At 57.5% G+C, this 17762-nt stretch carries 12 protein-coding genes and 1 pseudogene; 5 read left to right on the top strand and 8 right to left on the bottom strand.

The genetic code is table 11. From position 1 onward, the window contains the following. Positions 1 to 702 precede the first annotated feature (702 nt). From EOB49_RS19220 to EOB49_RS19185, 7 genes and pseudogenes are all read right to left on the bottom strand, one after another. Positions 703 to 1476 (bottom strand): SDR family oxidoreductase, encoded by a 774-nt coding sequence (locus tag EOB49_RS19220; protein ID WP_126080631.1) that lies wholly within the window; start codon positions 1474 to 1476, stop codon positions 703 to 705. A 391-nt stretch (positions 1477 to 1867) separates the two neighbouring features. Continuing rightward, the gene (locus tag EOB49_RS19215) at positions 1868 to 2938 is read right to left on the bottom strand and encodes a 2-oxo acid dehydrogenase subunit E2 (protein WP_127330954.1); all 1071 of its coding nucleotides are present in this window, start codon (positions 2936 to 2938) and stop codon (positions 1868 to 1870) included. 128 nt (positions 2939 to 3066) lie between these two features. Continuing rightward, positions 3067 to 3810, bottom strand: a complete 744-nt coding sequence (locus EOB49_RS19210; protein WP_126080629.1) for an SDR family oxidoreductase — start codon at positions 3808 to 3810, stop codon at positions 3067 to 3069. A 135-nt stretch (positions 3811 to 3945) separates the two neighbouring features. Then, entirely contained in the window at positions 3946 to 4185 is a 240-nt protein-coding gene (locus tag EOB49_RS19205) for a biotin/lipoyl-containing protein (protein WP_164762741.1), read from the bottom strand. Beyond that, positions 4178 to 5134: a transketolase C-terminal domain-containing protein gene (locus EOB49_RS19200; RefSeq protein WP_206516850.1), complete on the bottom strand. Its 957-nt coding sequence runs from the start codon at positions 5132 to 5134 to the stop codon at positions 4178 to 4180. Before EOB49_RS19200 ends, EOB49_RS19205 begins: the two co-directional genes overlap by 8 nt. Positions 5135 to 5157: 23 nt before the next feature. Then, positions 5158 to 6192: a thiamine pyrophosphate-dependent dehydrogenase E1 component subunit alpha gene (locus EOB49_RS19195; RefSeq protein WP_206516851.1), complete on the bottom strand. Its 1035-nt coding sequence runs from the start codon at positions 6190 to 6192 to the stop codon at positions 5158 to 5160. A 1651-nt stretch (positions 6193 to 7843) separates the two neighbouring features. After that, positions 7844 to 8770 (bottom strand): annotated as a pseudogene (locus tag EOB49_RS19185) (IS630 family transposase). A gap of 293 nt (positions 8771 to 9063) precedes the next feature. Between EOB49_RS19185 and EOB49_RS19180 the strand changes: the two are divergent. From EOB49_RS19180 to EOB49_RS19160, 5 genes are all read left to right on the top strand, one after another. Continuing rightward, complete coding sequence (locus EOB49_RS19180) at positions 9064 to 10602, top strand: trimethylamine methyltransferase family protein (RefSeq protein WP_126080626.1); 1539 nt, start codon at positions 9064 to 9066, stop codon at positions 10600 to 10602. A gap of 59 nt (positions 10603 to 10661) precedes the next feature. After that, positions 10662 to 12311 (top strand): ABC transporter substrate-binding protein, encoded by a 1650-nt coding sequence (locus EOB49_RS19175; protein ID WP_127381911.1) that lies wholly within the window; start codon positions 10662 to 10664, stop codon positions 12309 to 12311. A 367-nt stretch (positions 12312 to 12678) separates the two neighbouring features. Beyond that, entirely contained in the window at positions 12679 to 13551 is an 873-nt protein-coding gene (locus EOB49_RS19170) for an ABC transporter permease subunit (RefSeq protein WP_245466464.1), read from the top strand. A gap of 27 nt (positions 13552 to 13578) precedes the next feature. After that, positions 13579 to 14550, top strand: a complete 972-nt coding sequence (proX, locus tag EOB49_RS19165) for a glycine betaine/L-proline ABC transporter substrate-binding protein ProX (RefSeq protein WP_126080623.1) — start codon at positions 13579 to 13581, stop codon at positions 14548 to 14550. An 86-nt stretch (positions 14551 to 14636) separates the two neighbouring features. Beyond that, positions 14637 to 15830 (top strand): betaine/proline/choline family ABC transporter ATP-binding protein, encoded by a 1194-nt coding sequence (locus EOB49_RS19160; RefSeq protein WP_127381910.1) that lies wholly within the window; start codon positions 14637 to 14639, stop codon positions 15828 to 15830. Positions 15831 to 16332: 502 nt separating this feature from the next. Here the strand turns inward: EOB49_RS19160 and EOB49_RS19155 are convergent. Then, positions 16333 to 17762: glycine cleavage T C-terminal barrel domain-containing protein (locus EOB49_RS19155; RefSeq protein WP_164781736.1), on the bottom strand; the 1430-nt coding region annotated here is incomplete at its 5' end.

The raw sequence follows: 17762 nt of genomic DNA, 5'->3' as shown, positions 1-17762 counted from the left end.
GGGACCGGCGACCAAGTTGCGAGCGCCGTCCTCGTCCTCACCTCGAATAGACGACGAGGCTGAAGAGTCGCAGACTGAAAAGCTCGCGACTGGCATAAAGCCGATTCATATCAAACGTTGCGCTCGCTAGCCTTAGTCCCGAGTGACAGGTTTCGCGCAGACTTAGGTCAACTTGGCTCTCGCATGGAGCGCGTCAAGGCTCGGCCCAACACCCGAGCGGCGGGATGTCATGGTGGCGTGAGACCGGTCGCCTCACCGAGCCTAGTTTGCCATCAACTTCCCATCAGCCTATCTGGGGCACCTCTCAGCCTTTAGTGATAGCCCGACAAATCTCGCAATGGAGATCCGTATTCCGCGGTTGCGCAGGATCGTCACGCATCGTCCGGCTATACGACTTTATTTGACTCCGGCCAGCCAGCGGATGTTCTTCCCGCAACCGCGACCGGCCGGCGGATGCAGGCGGATCAGCGGCGGTTAATGCGCCAAATAGCAGGCCATGGCCCGTTTTCCCCAACGAGATCTCTCTCTAAAACCCGAACGTCCAAGTTATCCTTCACGCCACGATTTTAAGCTCTTAGGTGGCTCCGCACCCGACGCACCTGCACCAACATTCCACTCCCCCAAATCGATACGCTTATATTGATTCTGAAGTGACATCTTACTGACGCGGCAGTTAGTCACTTCCAATGAATTATCCGTCGCTCACATACATGTATAGCCGCCATCAACGGACAGGATGGCTCCCGTGCAATAGCTTGATGCAGGGCTGGCAAGAAACAGCACCGCGGATGCAACTTCATGGGACTCGCCCATTCTTCCCAGCGGAGTCTGCTCTAACCATCGATCATACTGAAATGAGCTTTCATTCCTCGGGGAAATTGTCATCTCTGTTGTAACATATCCTGGAGCTACCGCATTTACTCGCACATTATGCTTTGCCCAGGCACAGGCCAGCGACTTCGTCATCATGTGAATGGCGCCCTTACTGGTAATATAGGCGGTGTTGTTCTGTGGCTGCGTCACTATCATGCCGCACATGGATCCGATGTTCACGATGTTGCCCCAGCGACGGGCGATCATGTGCCGGCCAAAGGCCCTCGCACACCAAAATGCAGCATCCGAATTGACCCGCATCGTTGCCAGCCAGTCCGCGTCGGAAGTGTCGAGGGCCTCGGTTATCCGGGCTATACCGGCATTGTTAATAAGGACGTCGATCGGCTGTTCGGCATTCAGTTCGTCGGCGAGCGCCGTAACCGCATCCGGCTTTGCCACATCGATGCCGCGATGACTTGCCGCGATACCGCATGATGCGAGTTTGGCCGCAGCGGCAGCAGCGCTATTCGCGTCCAAGTCCGCGATGACAATTGACGCGCCCGCTTGGCCGAGAGCGTGAGCGATTTCAAGCCCGATACCGCGCCCCCCTCCGGTTACAATTGCACGCTTGCCGGACAGGTCGAATTTCTTCAGATAATCCATGCTGCCTTTGATCCAAGTTTGTATGTTGGCCTCGCCCCAATAAATTGACCGGGATCATGATCCCGATACGGGTGGCGCCCGTTGTTGCTTTTGCGGGTCTGTGCCACTCTGCCGGCTATCATCACTAAAACGGCCCCGCGACACGGATACGGAATGACATTGTCCAGCACCGTCCGACAGGGATCAACATTCTGCCGCAGAAACAACCCGTATAGGCAGCCTGGCCAATTGGCTTGCAATGATAGGCGCCAGCAATTGTCCTGAGAATGCGCAAAAGGATTCGCTGGCCGTAAACCCAGCTTATGTCCAGCCGCTCATGCGCAAGATCGCGAATACGCTACCTTCGCCGGCCATAACGCAAGCGTCTAGTTGCCAAACTTGGACCTCATGCTCAGGCGACCATGCTCATAGGATTTTCAATATAGCTCTTAAATATCTGCAGCAACTTTGCTCCGAGCACGCCGTCCACACAGCGATGGTCGATGGAAAGGGTAACACTCATCACCGTTGCGATGGCCATTGAACCGCTCTTGACGACTACATGCTGTCTGCCCGCACCGACTGCCAGAATCGTAGCGTGGGGGGGATTGATCACGGCAGCGAACTCTTTGACCCCCATCATGCCCATGTTCGAGATCGATGTCGTGCCGCCTTCATATTCTTCAGGCTTTAGCTTGCGATCTCTCGCGCGTTTGCCGAGGTCCTTCATCTCGGCGGAAATGACTTGAAGTGTTTTCTGTTCAGCCTTGCGTATGATCGGCGTGATCAGACCGCCTGCGATCGAGACAGCTACCCCTATGTCGACGTGCTGGTGTTTAAGAATAGCGCCCTCGGTCCAGGAGACATTCGCGTCCGGAACGTCACGCAGCGCAAGCGCCAAGGCCCTTATCACCATGTCATTGACGGACAACTTGTAGACCGGCAGTCCGTCCGCGGCCCTAGGCGCCGCACCGTTGAGTCGGGAGCGCAGTCCTAGAAGCTGATCGATCTCGCAATCCACTGCGACATAGAAATGCGGAATGGTTTGCTTCGAGGTCACCAGACGACGTGCAATCGTCCTTCGCATCCCGTCGTTAGGTATGCGTTCATATGATCCGCCCTCAAACAGCTTAAGAACAGCGTCGTCCTTGGCACCTTTGCTTCCAGACGACGCTGCAGGAGCAGGGCCTCCAGGCGCGTCGGACCGTTGTCCAGGGGCTGCGGCAACCGAACCAGCTTCAGTCTTTATGGCAAGAACGGCGACCAGGTCCCTGACTTTTAGACCGTTAGCGCCTTCCGGAACGACAATCCTTTCCAGAGTACCGCCGGCAGCGGCCTTGATCTCACCTGTATCGCTACCGCTTGATACTTGAGCCAAAACATCTCCGGCCTTTATGTCGTCCCCCTCGTTGAACATCCATTTTACAATGGTGGCTGCTCCCATATCGGAAACGAAGGCCGGCATTCTGACGTTGATAGGCATCGGCTCTACTGTGGCTTTTGAGGTATCTAGCGGGCTAGCGGTTTGCGGGTTCGGGCTGCTCTGCTTGGGGTACGAAGCGGAAAAATCTTCGAGCTGAACGGATGTTGGGGCTAAGAAGGCTCAAATGCTCACAGCAACAGTCCTCCGTCGATCGCGATCTCCGCCCCGGTAATGTAGCGGCTCTCGTTCGAGAGCAGGAAGAGAACGAGGTCGGCCACCTCGTCGACCGTCCCGGCCCGCTTGAGCGGAATGAGCGCGTACTGGCGCTCTCTGTCGGACGGATCCTCGGCGAGCAGCATGTCGGTTTCCACCCACCCGGGGTGGATAGAATTGACGCGGATTCCTGCTGGCGCAAGCTCTAGGGCCGCGCATTTTGTCATGCCTCGAAGGGCCCATTTCGTCGCGGAGTAGGCCATACAAGTTCGACTTCCGCGCATCCCGGCGACAGACGAGATGTTTACTATTGCGCCACCGCCGGATGCCTCGATCAGAGGTGAGACTTCCCGCATACCGAGGAAGCAACCCAACTGATTCACACGGAAGTGCTTTTCGAAGAGCGCGACGCTCGAATCCCTCATTGGCACGGGTTCATAAATCGCCGCGTTGTTGACCAGACCATGAAGTCCCGTCCCCTCCCCCTCCAGACAGCGGATCAGGCTTCGCCAGTCTTGCTCGCTAGTGACGTCGAGATGCACGTATGACGCTTTTTCACCAATAGTCGCTGCAAGTTGTTCGCCCTGCTCGTCTAGGAGGTCGCCGATGACAACCCGCCCTCCCTCCGTTGCGATTTGGACGGCTTCCGCCGCACCTTGACCTCGAGCTCCACCAGTAATCAAAACCGTCTTGCCTTCGAAGCGTTTGTCCCGCGTCATGGTAGTCCTACAGCAACGAGCAGTTGACTCCGAATACTAACCAATGGGTATGCAGACGTAAGCAGCCAGGAGTGGCACTTAAATCGCCGGAGGTTCTGAAGTTTAGTCAGATAAGTAACGAACCGTGATTCTTTTCTACTGCCCGGTGTTGATGCGACAGATGACGATTCCGACTTCCGTCGCTGACCCTTCATCAACAAGGATTTCGGCAACCACGCCTGCGGTCTCCGCCTCTATCTCAATGTTAGTTTTTTCCGACTCCACTTCGGCTAGAATCTGACCCGGAACGACCGAGGTGCCGACCGAAACATACCACTTCGTAAGATCAACCTCGACCGTCGATGCACCCATCTTCGGGATACGAACTTCAAACATGAGCATAGCTCCTTACGGCTAAGATCGCGTCTTCCAGTTGCTGCGGCTTCGGCAGAACAGCAGCTTCGAGCGCAAGATTGAACGGCATAGGAACGTCAGCTCGCGTGACACGCTTGATCGGGGCCTTGAGAGATGAAAACGCCAGCTCCCCTATTATTGCGCTCAATTCGGCGGCGAACCCACAAGTACGGTTCGTGTCGTCGTAGATTACGACGCGGCCAGTTTTCTTGACGGACTTCAACAGCCCTTCCCTGTCAAGCGGCAAGAGAGACCGAGGATCCCACACTTCGACGCTGATGTTTTTCTCCTGGGCGAGGCGCTCAGCGACAGCTAGAGCCTCGGGCACTAAATGCCCGATAGCAATGACTGTGACATCGGATCCTTCACGCTTAACGTCACCGCAACCGAAAGGGACGGCATAGATTTCCTCCGGCACCGGACCCTTTTGCGGAAGCGACATGGCTGATGCTATGAAAACGACGGGGTCGTCTTCGCGGATCGCCTGGATCATGAGGCCCTTGGCGTCGTAGGCATTCGAAGGGCAAACAACCTTGAAGCCAGCGTGTAGGAGGTACGGATAGGGATTGTCTGAGTGCTGGCCCGCGTTTCCACCCCGCGATCCAGACACCATAAGCGTGTAAGTGATTGGAAGATTTGCTTGACCTCCTAACATCAATCGCATCTTCGCCGCTTGATTGACTAGCTGGTCGAATGCGACGTAAATCAGTGAGGGAACTTGAAACTGAACGATTGGGCGCAAACCGGCCAAAGCCGCCCCCGTAGCGAAGCCGGTGAACGCTGCCTCGGAAATGGGTGTGTCGAGTACGCGGAGATCGCCGAAAGCGCCATGGAGGCCTTTCGTCTCACCGCGAATTCCACCTCGAATGTCCTCCCCGATAATCATGACACTCTCATCTGCCCCCATGGCCTGATGGTAGGCTTCGTTCATGGCCTGAAGAAATCTCAGCTGTCTCACGGCTCTACTCCCCATGCCGGAGTGTTCGGATACGGCACGGCATACATGCAATCGAGAGCCTCGGCCGGGTTCGGCGGGGGGCTGCTCCTAGCGAACTCGACGCCCCGATCGATCTCAATGTTGACCTCGGCATCGATAGCTTCAATGTCTTCTTGAGCGCACAAGCCACTTTCCATCATACGCGCCGCCCAGATCTTGATAGGGTCCCGCAACTTCCAGCGATCGACTTCCTCTTGAGATCGATAGTTCATCTTCATGTGACGCTCGCCTGTATAATGCCCAAAGTAGCGATAGGTTTGACACTCAATGAACGTTGGGCCTTTGCCGGTCCGAGCGCGTTCCGTAGCAGTGAGAGCAGCGTGATAAACGGCCTCGACGTCCATGCCATCGACGCACACACCAGGCATTCCGTAGGATTGGGCGCGAACGTAAGGGTCTAGGATCGTGACTTCTTTGAGAGGCGTCGAGATCGCGTACTGATTGTTCTCGCAGACGAAAATGACAGGAAGATCCCAAATCGCCGCGAGGTTCATCGCCTCGTGGAGGACCCCTTGGTTGATTGCTCCGTCGCCGAAGAATGAAACAGCAACGCGGTTTTCGCGAGCAGCTTTGAATTTGTGAGCCGCACCACAGGCTATAGGGGCTCCAGCGCCGACGATACCATTCGCCCCAAATATTCCAATCCCGACGTCAGCAATGTGCATGGATCCGCCGCGACCCTTATTGTATCCGCCCGTTCGCGCGAGCAGCTCAGCAAACATTCTGCCAACGTCGCCGCCCTTCGCCAGTGTGTGGCCATGCCCTCGATGGGTACTTGTGACGATGTCTGAAGTCGTGAGTGCGCCGCAAATACCAACCGCAACCGCCTCTTGCCCGCTGTACTCGTGACATACGCCGGCGATCTCGTTGTCATCGACTAGGGTGACGACCCGGTTCTCAAACTGCCTGATACGCGCCATGTCGTAATACAAGCTTCTCGCGAATTGAGCAGGCATAATGTTAGACGTCGACGCCTCTATTTTGTGTTCCAAGTTGATCTACTCCGGTCAAACCCGTTGTCGATGTGGCTACTCGATACCTATCGCCGACCAAGATTGTCGCGGCACGCAAGCCCAGAATAACTCTTTTCGAATAAACCATATTCCGGGCGTCTCGTAGACTGAAAGGATGGCGTCGGGTATAGACCTGATTGATATCAAGCCTCACAATCTTCACCCGAGGTAATCGCTTCTCGCCGTGGACCGGTGGCCGCGCATGAAGTACGAGAACGCGGCCAGCGAACTCAACGTGACGCGTTAAGATCCGCACATGACAGAACCTGAAAGGCAACTGTAGCAGTGCCGCGAACCGGGTTCCTCCCTATGCAGCAGCGGCGTGAACTGACCGCCCAGTTCTGTCCACCCAACTTTTACTGCCCGGATCGGCTGACGCGCCGGCGGTTGGCTTCGCGATAGGCCTGCTTAAAAGGCTTCCAATTGAGAGGCCGTCTCTCTCAAAGGGAGCTGTAGAGAGGATTTAACGTTTTCCAGTGTGTAAGCAAATGCAGTGGGCCTATCGAAGCGCCAATCCTTGTTGGCATACCCTCCAGAGCCCTCTTTAGGTTGTCCGCGGTGATCACCGAGCCTGCGTAAAGCCAGTTGGCCAAGTCAAGCATGGCGTCATATGCATCAGTTCAGTCGCGGTGCCGCAGGCATCCTTGAAAATCCTGATGCGGTAGTCGCGCGAAATCGCGTCTCACACTGTCGTTTCCAAACAAACCTCGCTTAAGCTCCGAACATTATAAGATGGTCCGCATTCAATCGGCGCAGCAAAATCTCCAAATTCGTGTTGTAGAACGCGCTGGGACGCTGCTTTCGTACAAGGCTAGCTTCCGGTTTCAGGTCCACGATGAATCTCGGCAGCCTGCCCGACGCTATGTGATGGGCGTCCGCCGTTCAAAGCCTCGTGACGTAGCGCGTCTACTCCTCTTGGATCATACCAATTCTGTGTATAGACAATAGGCAGCCCCGCTGCACGGCATGCATCGGAGAGCTGTCTTGGCACTCCGCAGCAGCTCTTCTCGATTGTAGATCGACCATGCCCCATCCGCTTCGATGCAGTCATGTAAATCCACCGCAATGACTACAGTGCGCTTGAACTGATCGGGCAACGTCATGTCGAGAACCTTTCCCCTTGTTCATAATTTACCCAAGGACATCTTCAAACAGCCGCGAGTCGTGATAGAAACGCTCCGAGGTCGATCGTGCCGATGCATGGGCGCACCTTCAATTGTCCGTCCAAACGGCTATTTGCCAATGAGGGCACGGAATGCGCAAGCAACCACGCCGCAATCGCGATTTGAATGCCACTTCCTGGTCAGATGGTTCAATTCTCAGGCCTGTTCGAAGAACTCTACTGCAATCAGCCGCTCTTTATTCCAGACGCTAGTGCTTTGACAGGCGAAAGATTGCTGCCCGACATAGACCATCTTCATGACAAGCTTAAAGCCGCTCGTAGGAGCATTCAATTTTTGCGCTGACACGATGCCCGCAGCGAGGGATCGCGAAAGTCCATCCCATACGCGCCTGGAAAGGGGGAGCCTAACGACCGTACGCGGCCGGCCCGGGCAGCATTAGTCCGAACGGCACGAGAGGAATAGCGGAACGACGTCCACAGGTTCTGCAGTCCTAGAGCAGTTCGCATTTAGGTTGACTTATAGCCTGCGCTTTCCATGTAGTTGTTGCATTCGTTTGGGCTGACCTGGGGTGTGGGCGATGGCGTTGTGATCGTTTGGCGGCACGGTCGGATGCAGTGCTTGAGCTTAGCAAACAGCTTCTCGATTGGATTGAGATCTGGACTGTAGGGCGGCAGGAAGAAGAGCCGCGCCCCAGCAGCTCTGACGATATCGCGGACGGCTTGGCCTTTGTGGGAACCGAGATTGTCGAGAATGACGATGTCCCCCGGCTTCAGGGCTTTGATGAGCTCGGTTGCGACATAGGCACGGAGGGCCTGCGCATTGATAGGGCCGTCAATGACCCAAGGCGCCTCCAACCCGATCATGGCGTAGCGCGGCGATGAAGGTCATGGTCTTCCAATGGCCATATGGTGCGTGGGCCATCAGCCGCTTGCCGCGCACACCCCAGCCGCGCAATGGCGCCATGTTTGTCTTGACCCATGGTTCATCCAGGAAGACCAAGCGCGTAGGGTCAATGCGGGTCTGGTAGCGCATCCATTGCGCTCGCCGGCGCATCAGCTTGGGCTTGAACTGCTCGGCCGGCAGAATGGGTTTTTTAAAACTCTTGCCCTCGCGATGCAGGAAGTGACCGACGCTCGCAGGGTGGATGATGAGACCACGTTCAGCCAGTGCCGCCGTCAACTGATGAAGCGTCACGTTGGCATCTCGCTCGACCTAGCCCAGGACGAAAGCACGATGCTCCCATCGATCAGATAGGGCCGGTGACCGCCCATCTTGCCAGGTGCCGCACTGCCAAGGCGACGCTTGCGCGCCGCCCACTTGATCACGCTCGACACCGCCACCCTCAGAGCCGCAGCTACCTCACGGCTCGTCTCGCCCTCTTCAAGTCGGGCCAGTGCTCGCTCCCGAAGATCCATCGAATAAGCCTTCGTCAGTCCCGACCTCCAACGGTCAGAACATCAAATCTGATTTGCTCATCCTTGGGAATCCCGAATCAGATAAAACGCGAACTGCTCTAGTGGTGTGATGGGATCGCAAAAAGCTTTCGCCCGAGGGACTTGGACATAAAGTGGGTTTAAGACTAGCGAAACCTTTTGCGCATTCTCAAGGCTATTGCCCGCGCCTATCATCAGCAAGATACAAATCCGGCACGCCTTCTTAGACGGCGGGGCCACGAGTGTTTTAATGCGGGACGCCGGTCGTTCCGCTATCGCGGGCGAGGCTCTGAATGGACACTGACGTTCCCGCAAACCGACGCCGCGGAGGCCGGTCTTCGGTGGTTGCGGCACGGGAGGCTGAAAGAAGGCCGCGTGTCTCGACTATCAAGTACGGAATTCGACCTGTGGAGGCCGTCAACGCCGAACAGCTTGAGCGCATTCATCAGGCTTCGCTGGCGATCCTACGCGAGATCGGGATCGAATTCAGAGATGAGACAGCGATCAGGCAGTGGAAAGAGGCGGGGGCGGATGTCCGTGAACACCGCGTTCGCCTCGAGGCCGACATGGTCATGGATCTCATCTCCAAGGCCCCTTCCCGTTTTGAAATGACGTCTCGCGATCCGTCACAGCGTTTCGAGATCGCGCCAGATACAATGACTTTCGGCGTCATGCAGGGTGCGCCAAACATCCGCGATCTTCAGGGCGTGCGGCGCGCATCCACGATCGAGGATCTCCGGAACATGAACCGGCTGACCCAGATGCTGCCCGGTTTCCATATCGCGGGCGGGTTCACCTGCGAGCCGACCGACATCGCCGTGCCATGGCGCCATCTGCACATCAATCATTCGAGCCTGGTGGAAACCAACATGCCTTTCTTCGGTCTGACGACCGGAAAGCAACGTGCCGACGACTCGATCGCGATGGGCCAGATCGTGCATGGCAAGGCATTCATGGATCAGAACGCGGTGATGATCGGTCACGTGTCGGGCAACTCGCCGCTTGTCTGGGATTCGACCATGCTGGAAGGGCTTCGCGCCTTCGCCGACGCGAACCAGGTCGTGCTGCTGTCTCCATTCGTGCTCGGCGCCGCCAACACTCCCGCCGACATCCCCGCCACGATCGCCCAGTTGAATGCGGAGGCGCTCGCCGCGCTGGCCTATACTCAGCTTGCCGCGCCAGGCGCCAAGATGATCTACGGTCAATATTCCGTCTCGGTGTCGATGCGCAGCGGCGCCCCCATGTCCGGCATGCCGGAAGTTACTCTGATCAACGCCGTCATCGGACAACTGGCAAGGCGCTATAACGTGCCGTGGCGAACCACTGCGTCTCAATCCTCCGCCAAAACCTTCGATGCCCAGTCCGGTTATGAATCAGCCATCGCCTACATGTCCGGCGCCAGCGCCTGCTCCAACCTTATGATGCATGCCGGCGGCTGGGATGAAGCCGGTCTGGTGTGCTGCATGGCGAAGTTCATCGCCGATGCTGAACAGAACCTGCTCATCGAGAAATACGCGCGGGGCATATCATTCGAATATTTCGAGGATGCGCTCGAAGCCGTCCGCCGCATCGGACCCGGCGGCCACTATCTCGGAGATTCCTTCACGCTCAAGCGCTTCAAGGACGCGTTCATCGCGCCGGAGATCCTCGACTACCTAAGCTACGAGCAGTGGAAGGTCAAAGGTTCCAAGGACATGGCACAGCGCTGCAGGGAGAAGGCGACAGCAATCATCGCGAGCTACGAGCAGCCGCCGATGGACCCTGCCGTCCGCGAGGAACTCGATGCGTTTGTGGCGAAACGCCAGGAGGATATTTCCCCGAGCCTCGCCTAAGTCCAGCCAGGCGCCCATGAATAAATGGACCGGGAACAATAAAATTAGGGAGAAGAAACATGGCGTTTTTCAGAAGCAATGGGGATCGCGTTCCAGCTTCCATCGATAAGATGGCGAGCGAGGTCAAAGCAGGCACGATGGACCGGCGTGAGTTCCTTGCGCTTGCAAGTACATTCGGCGCCTCGGGTGCGATGGCCTATAGCCTGATCGGCGTGGCATTTCCCCAATCGGTGCGCGCCGCTGAACAGAAGAAGGGCGGAATTCTGCGCGTCTCAATGCCCGTCAAGGCGCAGAAAGACCCGCGTACCTATGACTGGGTGGAACTTGCCAACATCTCTCGTTGCTGGCTGGAGCCGCTCGTCCGTTACACACATGAGTTCACGTTCGAACCTGTTCTGCTGGAAAGCTGGGAGATCAATGAGGACGCGACGGAGTATGTCTTCCACGTCCGGAAGAGCGTCACCTGGAACAACGGCGATACATTCGACGCCGATGACGTAATCTTCAACATAACCCGGTGGTGCGAGAAGGGCGTCTCGGGCAACTCGATGGCCGCTCGTGTCGGGGGGCTTATCGATGCCAAGAACGGCAAGGCGAGAGATGGAGCGATCGTCAAGGTCGATGATTATACCGTCAAACTCGAGCTAAGCGACCCCGACATCGCCATAATCGCGAATTTCACCGACTATCCCGGGCTGATCGTCCACCCCAGTTTCGATGCCGGCGGCGCCGACCCAGTCACGAAGCCGATTGGGACGGGTCCATTTGAACTGGTATCCTACTTGGTCGGCAGCAAGGCTGAAGTCAAACGCCGGCAGGATGGCAAGTGGTGGGGCGGCGAGGCGTTGCTCGATGGCGTGCAGTTCGTCGATTATGGGACCGACTTCCAGGCGACGGTGGCTGCTGTCGAGTCCGGGGAGGTCGATCTCAATCTGGAGACTCCGGCTGACTTCATCGACATTCTGGACAAGATGGACCTGGTAAAATCGGAAGTCGCAACGGCAACGACGCTCGTGTGCCGCACCAACACCGCCCACAAACCATATGACGACAAGAAGGTCCGAAACGCGCTGCAGATGGCGGTCGATAACAACGCTGTCCTTCAACTCGGCTATGCAGGGCGGGGAACGGTCGGCGAAAACCATCACGTCAGCCCAATTCATCCGGAATATTATGCTCTGCCCAAAAAGAGCCGGAACGTAGAGGGCGCGAGGAAACTCATTGCTCAATCCGGACATACAGACTTCGAGCATGAGTTGATCTCGATCGACGAGGATTGGCAGAAAAACACCGGGGACGCCATCGCGGCCCAGCTGCGCGAGGCCGGTTTCAAGGTCAAACGTACTGTGCTTCCGGGTTCGACATTCTGGAATGACTGGTCAAAGTACCCATATTCGCTGACCGTCTGGTACATGCGCCCCCTCGGCGTTCAGGTTCTTGCATTGGCCTATCGCACTGGCGAAGCCTGGAATGAGACCGCTTATTCAAACCCCGAGTTTGACGCCAAGCTCAAGAAGGCCTTCTCCGTGAGTGACGCTGCCGAGCGCAAAGAGTTTATGAAGAACATCGAGGACGTGTTGCAGGACTCCGGAGTGATCATCCAGCCGTTCTGGCAAAGCCTCTTCGGTCACATGAACAAAAAGGTCCAGAACTACGTAATTCACCCGACGTTTCAAATGGATCTGCAGAACGTCTGGCTCGCCGCCTGAAGGCTCCAGTCGAGCACGCCGACTGGAGGGCAGGCCTGGTCCGGAGCGTGGTGTCCAGATGGACGTCGTCGGGTGAACAGGACGGTGAAGTCTGGACGATGGCACCATGAAGCAGGGAGAACTGCGCATCTGTCGGTAACGGTGCGACCTGCTCAGGAATAGAAGAGTAGCTCTACCTGCCGTAGGGCCTTGCGGAATCCGGAGCACCTATTGCACACAACTAACTTTAGCGCGACGCCGCGATATTCCCCTGGACCCTGGTGGCGTAGCAAGTTTTCGAGCGAGAAAGCTTCTGGAGAACAGCAACATGGGTAAGTGCGGAATACTAGATCCTTTTGAGTGCGGGGTAATCCCTCTCGCTGATTGGATGACTATCGGGCTGCGCTGGGTTGTTGATCACTACAGGCCGTTCTTTCAATCGGTCAAGGCGCCCTTCGACCTTCTACTGCAGTGGTTCGGCATAGCGCTCCATTCGGTTCCTCCGGTCGTGATGATCATCGTTGCGGGCCTGGCGGCTTGGCAGTTCGGCGGACGGAAGGTCGCCGGGGTTATCGTCGGCGCTCTCATCTTTATGGGTCTCATCGGCGTCTGGCAGGACGCCATGACGACGCTTTCAATTGTGCTGACTTCGCTCGTCGTAGCGGTGATGCTTGGCATTCCGCTCGGTATCTGGGCGGCGCGGAGCGAGCGAGTATTTGTGGTGATGCGTCCGATCCTTGACGGGATGCAGACCATTCCAGCGTTCGTCTACCTGGTTCCCATTGTGATGCTCTTCGGTATCGGCAACGTGCCGGGCGTGATCGTTACGGTAATTTTTGCGGTTGCGCCGCTGATCCGCCTTACGAACCTCGGCATACGGCAGGTACCGGAAGAGGTGATCGAAGCCATGCGCGCCTTCGGCGCTACGGAGCGTCAGCTTCTGTGGAAGGCTCAGCTGCCGCTTGCGCTACCCACCGTCATGGCCGGCATCAACCAGACGCTGATGATGTCGCTATCGATGGTGGTCATCGGTTCGATGATCGCTGTTGGTGGACTGGGCCAGACGGTGCTGCGCGGCATAGGCCGTCTTGATGTGGGTTTGGCGACAGTCGGGGGCCTGGGCATCGTCGCGCTGGCCATCGTGCTGGATCGCTTCACGCATTCGCTGTCGACACAGAAGCGAAGGCCGGGCGAGCTCTGGCATCAAGGTCCGGTGGGACTTTTCAGGGCCGTCACCTTAACAACTAGTCACAGAAGCTGAGCAATTTGCTCACACAGGGAGGAAACGATGAAGATAAAATGTGTGGCGCTGGCCATGGCCGTGATGGCTGGCTATGCGGTGCCGGCAATGGCAGATCAGGTCATGCCGGCCTGGAGCGGAGCGACAGAAGAGCTGTTCCAGACATTTGTCGTGGATGAGGGTCTCAAGGAGCTCGGCTATAACATAGCTGACCTGACCCAGGTTCAAGTTCAGCTGGCGCATACCGCTGTAGCTAACGGCGATCTCACCTTTTATGCGGTGCACTGGGTTCCGCTTCACGACACTTTCTGGAAAGCATCAGGCGGCGATGAAAAGCTGATGAGCGTCGGCACCCTAATCAAGAACAGCCTGCAGGGCTATCTGATCGATAAGAAAACGGCCGACGCCACTGGCATCAAGTATCTTGAGGACCTCAAGGATCCCGAGAAGGCCAAGCTTTTCGACATCGACGGGAATGGAAAGGCAGACCTCTACGGTTGCGAACCGGGGTGGGGCTGCGAACGCGTGATCGAGCATCAGCTCGACGCCTATGGCCTGCGTGATACCGTCGAGGAAAAGCAAGGCGGCTATTTCGCCATCATTCCTGACGCGATCGAACGCATCAAGGCTGGCAAGCCGACACTGTACTACACTTGGACGCCGCTGTGGGTATCTGCCATTCTCCGCCCAGGCAAGGAGGTTGTCTGGCTCAACGTCAAGAACACCTCTCTTCCTGACGCGGAGACCGGCAACACAGTTGTTGAAGGCCTCGGGAATCTTGGCTTCGCCGTGAACGACCAGAAGATCATCGCCAATACGACTTGGCTGAAAGCCAACCCGAAAGCCAAGAAATTCTTTGAGCTCGTGCAGATCCCGATTGCGGACGTCAACGCGGAAAATCAAAAGGTTGCCAATGGTGAAAAGAGCAACGAGCAGATCATGAAACACGCAACCGACTGGATCGCCGCTCACCACGCTGATTGGGAAAAGTGGATCGCTGAAGCCAAGGCCGCCAAGTGAGGCTCTGAGGTTTAAATCGGCCGGCGGCATCCGCCGGCCGATTACGGTCTGAAGATAGGCACAACACACTATCGAGAGTTCCGCACATGACTATACCCGCCATCGTCTGTTCCGGCTTGTGGAAAATTTTCGGGACGCGCAAAGGGGAAGCCCTCGCGGCGGCCCGCGATCGCGGGTTCAGCAAGAGGCAAGTCCTTGAAGAATTCGATTGCGTTCTGGGTGTGGCCGATGTGTCCTTCTCGGTCGAGCCCGGCGAGATCTTTTGCATCATGGGGCTGTCCGGCTCAGGGAAATCGACGCTTGTCCGCCATCTCAATCGGCTGATCGAACCAACCGCAGGCGAGGTTCGGATCGGCGGAAATGCCATCAACAAACTTTCGCCGTCTGAACTCCGGACCCTTCGCTCAGAGACGGTCGGCATGGTCTTCCAGCACATGGCGCTGCTGCCGCACCGCACCGTCTACGACAATGTTTCCCTCAGTCTCGAACTCCGAGGCAAATCACGCAAGGAGTGCCGCCGCGTGGCGGAAGAAAACCTCAAGCTCGTTGACTTGAGCGGTTGGGGCGAGCGTTACCCGGACGAGCTCTCGGGCTGGATGAAGCAGCGGGTGGGGCTTGCCCGTGCCATGGCGGCAGACCCGCAGATCCTGTTACTGGACGAGCCGTTCTCAGCGCTCGACCCGTTGATCCGCCGCCAACTCCAACAGCAGTTCCTAGACCTCGCGAAGGTCGTCCAGAAAACAACGGTGTTTATCACACACGACCTCGACGAAGCCATTCGCCTGGGCGATCGTATTGCGATCATGAAGGATGGTAAGTTCGTTCAAGTGGGAACGCCGGAAGACATCGTAACCGCGCCCAAGGACCGCTATGTCGCTGATTTCGTCTCAGGCATTTCGCTGCTCAATCTCGTCACTGCCAGGAAGATCATGCAGCCGCGGGACAGCATAGCGACGCTTTCTGAAAAGAAATTCCAAGCGCTCCCCCGCGTGCAAACCACTGACAAGCTCTCCGCTGTGATCAGCACCGCTGCGGATGGCGGCGATCTGATCGCAGTCTATGACGGCAGCGAGCCGGCGGGCGTCGTCACCCGGCGCGCCCTGTTTTCAGGAATTCAAGGCGTGATATCGAGCCCCAAGGCCGTGAGTGGTTTGAAATCGGGAAAAATTTGCCAGTACGGGGGCAGCTCTGCCCCCTCAATCCGCCCAACAAGCTCTGGAAGATCAATCGATATGGACACAGCTGCGCTCTCTGCTCACAGCGACGAAGGCAAGAAATGAGCGAACCGACCTTGTCCCGTGCTTAGTAGAAGTGCTCGCGCAGTGCCCCGGCGCCCTGCATGCTGAACAGTCTGAAACTACTTTCGTGAAGGACCCCGCCGTCGCCCTTTCGCGGCGATGACTTACGTTCCGCCCGGGCGATCCACGCGCGGTGGACGCAACGGGCTTTAAATCCGCACGCCCATTTTACCACCGCCGATCTGACACATTTAAATTGGTCCTATTGAAGACTTGCCACCCACCCACGGCTGTGGTCGATCGTAGGGACCGGTACTGAGGACGTCTGCCTACAAGGCCTTGAGCCGCTCCACCGCGGTTAGGGCTGATATCTCTCGGGCCTTGGCCAGCATCACTACTTTCAAGGTCTCCCAACAAGAGACGGCATTGGGGATACGGACACCTAGACGCTTGACGTATAATTGCTCGCGTTACGTATCGAAGCTGCATCCCTTGCGAAGACGCGTTGCGCAGCTATCCACTCATTCCTATAGGTGTTTGTAACTCAGGCCCGCACTTTTTCAGCCTTCGGATCGTACATCGGCTTCAACGATGCTTCCGCCGCGAAGCGTTCGCCGGCGATTTCGATCTCGTAGGATGAAGCCAGCACATCGGCCTCGCTCTCGCCCCGGCATGGCACATAACCCAGCCCTACCGCGCCGCCGAGGTGATGGCCGTAATTGCCTGATGTGATCGGACCGACGATCTTGCCGTCGCGCAGGATCGCCTCGTTATGGAAGAGCAGGGGCTCTGGATCCTTAAGCCGGAACTGGACGAGCCGGCGTGACAGGCCGGCTTCCTTTTTGCGCAGCACGGCATCGCGGCCGATGAAGTCGCCCTTGGCGGTCTTCACCGCGAAGCCGAGGCCGGCCTCCAGCACATTGTCCTCGTCGGTGATGTCGTGGCCGAAATGCCGGAAAGCCTTTTCGATGCGGCAGGAATCCAGCGTGTGCAGGCCGCAGAGTTTCAGGCCGACATCGGCACCGGCCTCGTCGATCGCTTCGAAAACGTGTGCTGCCTGGTCGGTCGAGACATAGAGTTCCCAGCCGAGCTCGCCGACATAGGTGACGCGGTGGGCGCGGGCCAGGCCCATGCCGATCTCGATCTCCTGGAATGTGCCGAACGGATTTTTCTCATTGGAGAAATCGTTCGGGCTGACCTTCTGGATCAGCTTTCGCGCATCCGGACCCATGAGACAGAGCACGCTTTCGGCCGCCGTTACGTCGGTGACGACAACGAACTGCCCGCCGACATGGCGGCGCAGCCAGGCGAGGTCACGCTGCAGCGTGGCGCCTGGGACGACGAGGAAGAACGCCGTCTCCGACAGGCGCGAGACCGTCAGGTCGCTCTCGATGCCGCCGCGTTGGTTGAGCATCTGGGTGTAGACGATCTTGCCCGGCGCGACGTCCATGTCGTTGGCGCATAGTCTTTGCAGGAAAGCGCAGGCGTCGCGGCCCTCGACACGGATCTTGCCGAACGAGGTCATGTCGAACAGGCCGACGCCATTCCTGACCGCGAGGTGTTCCTCGCGCTGGTTGTCGAACCAGTTCTGCCGCTTCCAGGAATAGCGGTATTCGCGCTCCTGGCCCTCGCGTGCGAACCAGTTGGCGCGCTCCCAGCCGGCGACTTCGCCGAACACCGCGCCGCGCGCCTTCAGATGCTCATGCAGGGGCGAGCGGCGGACATTCCTCGAGGTCGCCATCTGCCGATAGGGGAAATGGTCGGCATAGAGCAGGCCGAGCGTCTCGGAGACGCGCTCCTTGAGATAGCGTCGGTTCTTCTGGAATGGCTGGGCGCGGCGGATGTCGACCTCCCACAGGTCGAAGGGCGCTTCGCCGTCATTGATCCACTGCGCCAGCGCCATGCCGGCGCCGCCGGAGGAGACGATGCCGATCGAATTGTAGCCGGTCGCCATCCAGTAGCCGGACAGCTCCG

Origin of the sequence: Mesorhizobium sp. M7A.F.Ca.MR.148.00.0.0 (assembly GCF_003997735.1) — a bacterium.
Lineage (GTDB): Bacteria > Pseudomonadota > Alphaproteobacteria > Rhizobiales > Rhizobiaceae > Mesorhizobium.
Note: the sequence above shows the minus strand (reverse complement) of the source record. Positions and strands in the feature narration are given on the sequence as shown.

Excerpts from the sequence above, each read along its gene's own strand:
- EOB49_RS19220 (WP_126080631.1), bottom strand. The coding sequence starts at position 1,476 with ATGGATTATCTGAAGAAATTCGACCTGTCCGGCAAGCGTGCAATTGTA.
- EOB49_RS19215 (WP_127330954.1), bottom strand. The coding sequence starts at position 2,938 with ATGCCTATCAACGTCAGAATGCCGGCCTTCGTTTCCGATATGGGAGCA.
- EOB49_RS19210 (WP_126080629.1), bottom strand. The coding sequence starts at position 3,810 with ATGACGCGGGACAAACGCTTCGAAGGCAAGACGGTTTTGATTACTGGT.
- EOB49_RS19205 (WP_164762741.1), bottom strand. The coding sequence starts at position 4,185 with ATGTTTGAAGTTCGTATCCCGAAGATGGGTGCATCGACGGTCGAGGTT.
- EOB49_RS19200 (WP_206516850.1), bottom strand. The coding sequence starts at position 5,134 with ATGAACGAAGCCTACCATCAGGCCATGGGGGCAGATGAGAGTGTCATG.
- EOB49_RS19180 (WP_126080626.1), top strand. The coding sequence starts at position 9,064 with ATGGACACTGACGTTCCCGCAAACCGACGCCGCGGAGGCCGGTCTTCG.
- EOB49_RS19175 (WP_127381911.1), top strand. The coding sequence starts at position 10,662 with ATGGCGTTTTTCAGAAGCAATGGGGATCGCGTTCCAGCTTCCATCGAT.
- EOB49_RS19170 (WP_245466464.1), top strand. The coding sequence starts at position 12,679 with ATGACTATCGGGCTGCGCTGGGTTGTTGATCACTACAGGCCGTTCTTT.
- proX (WP_126080623.1), top strand. The coding sequence starts at position 13,579 with ATGAAGATAAAATGTGTGGCGCTGGCCATGGCCGTGATGGCTGGCTAT.
- EOB49_RS19160 (WP_127381910.1), top strand. The coding sequence starts at position 14,637 with ATGACTATACCCGCCATCGTCTGTTCCGGCTTGTGGAAAATTTTCGGG.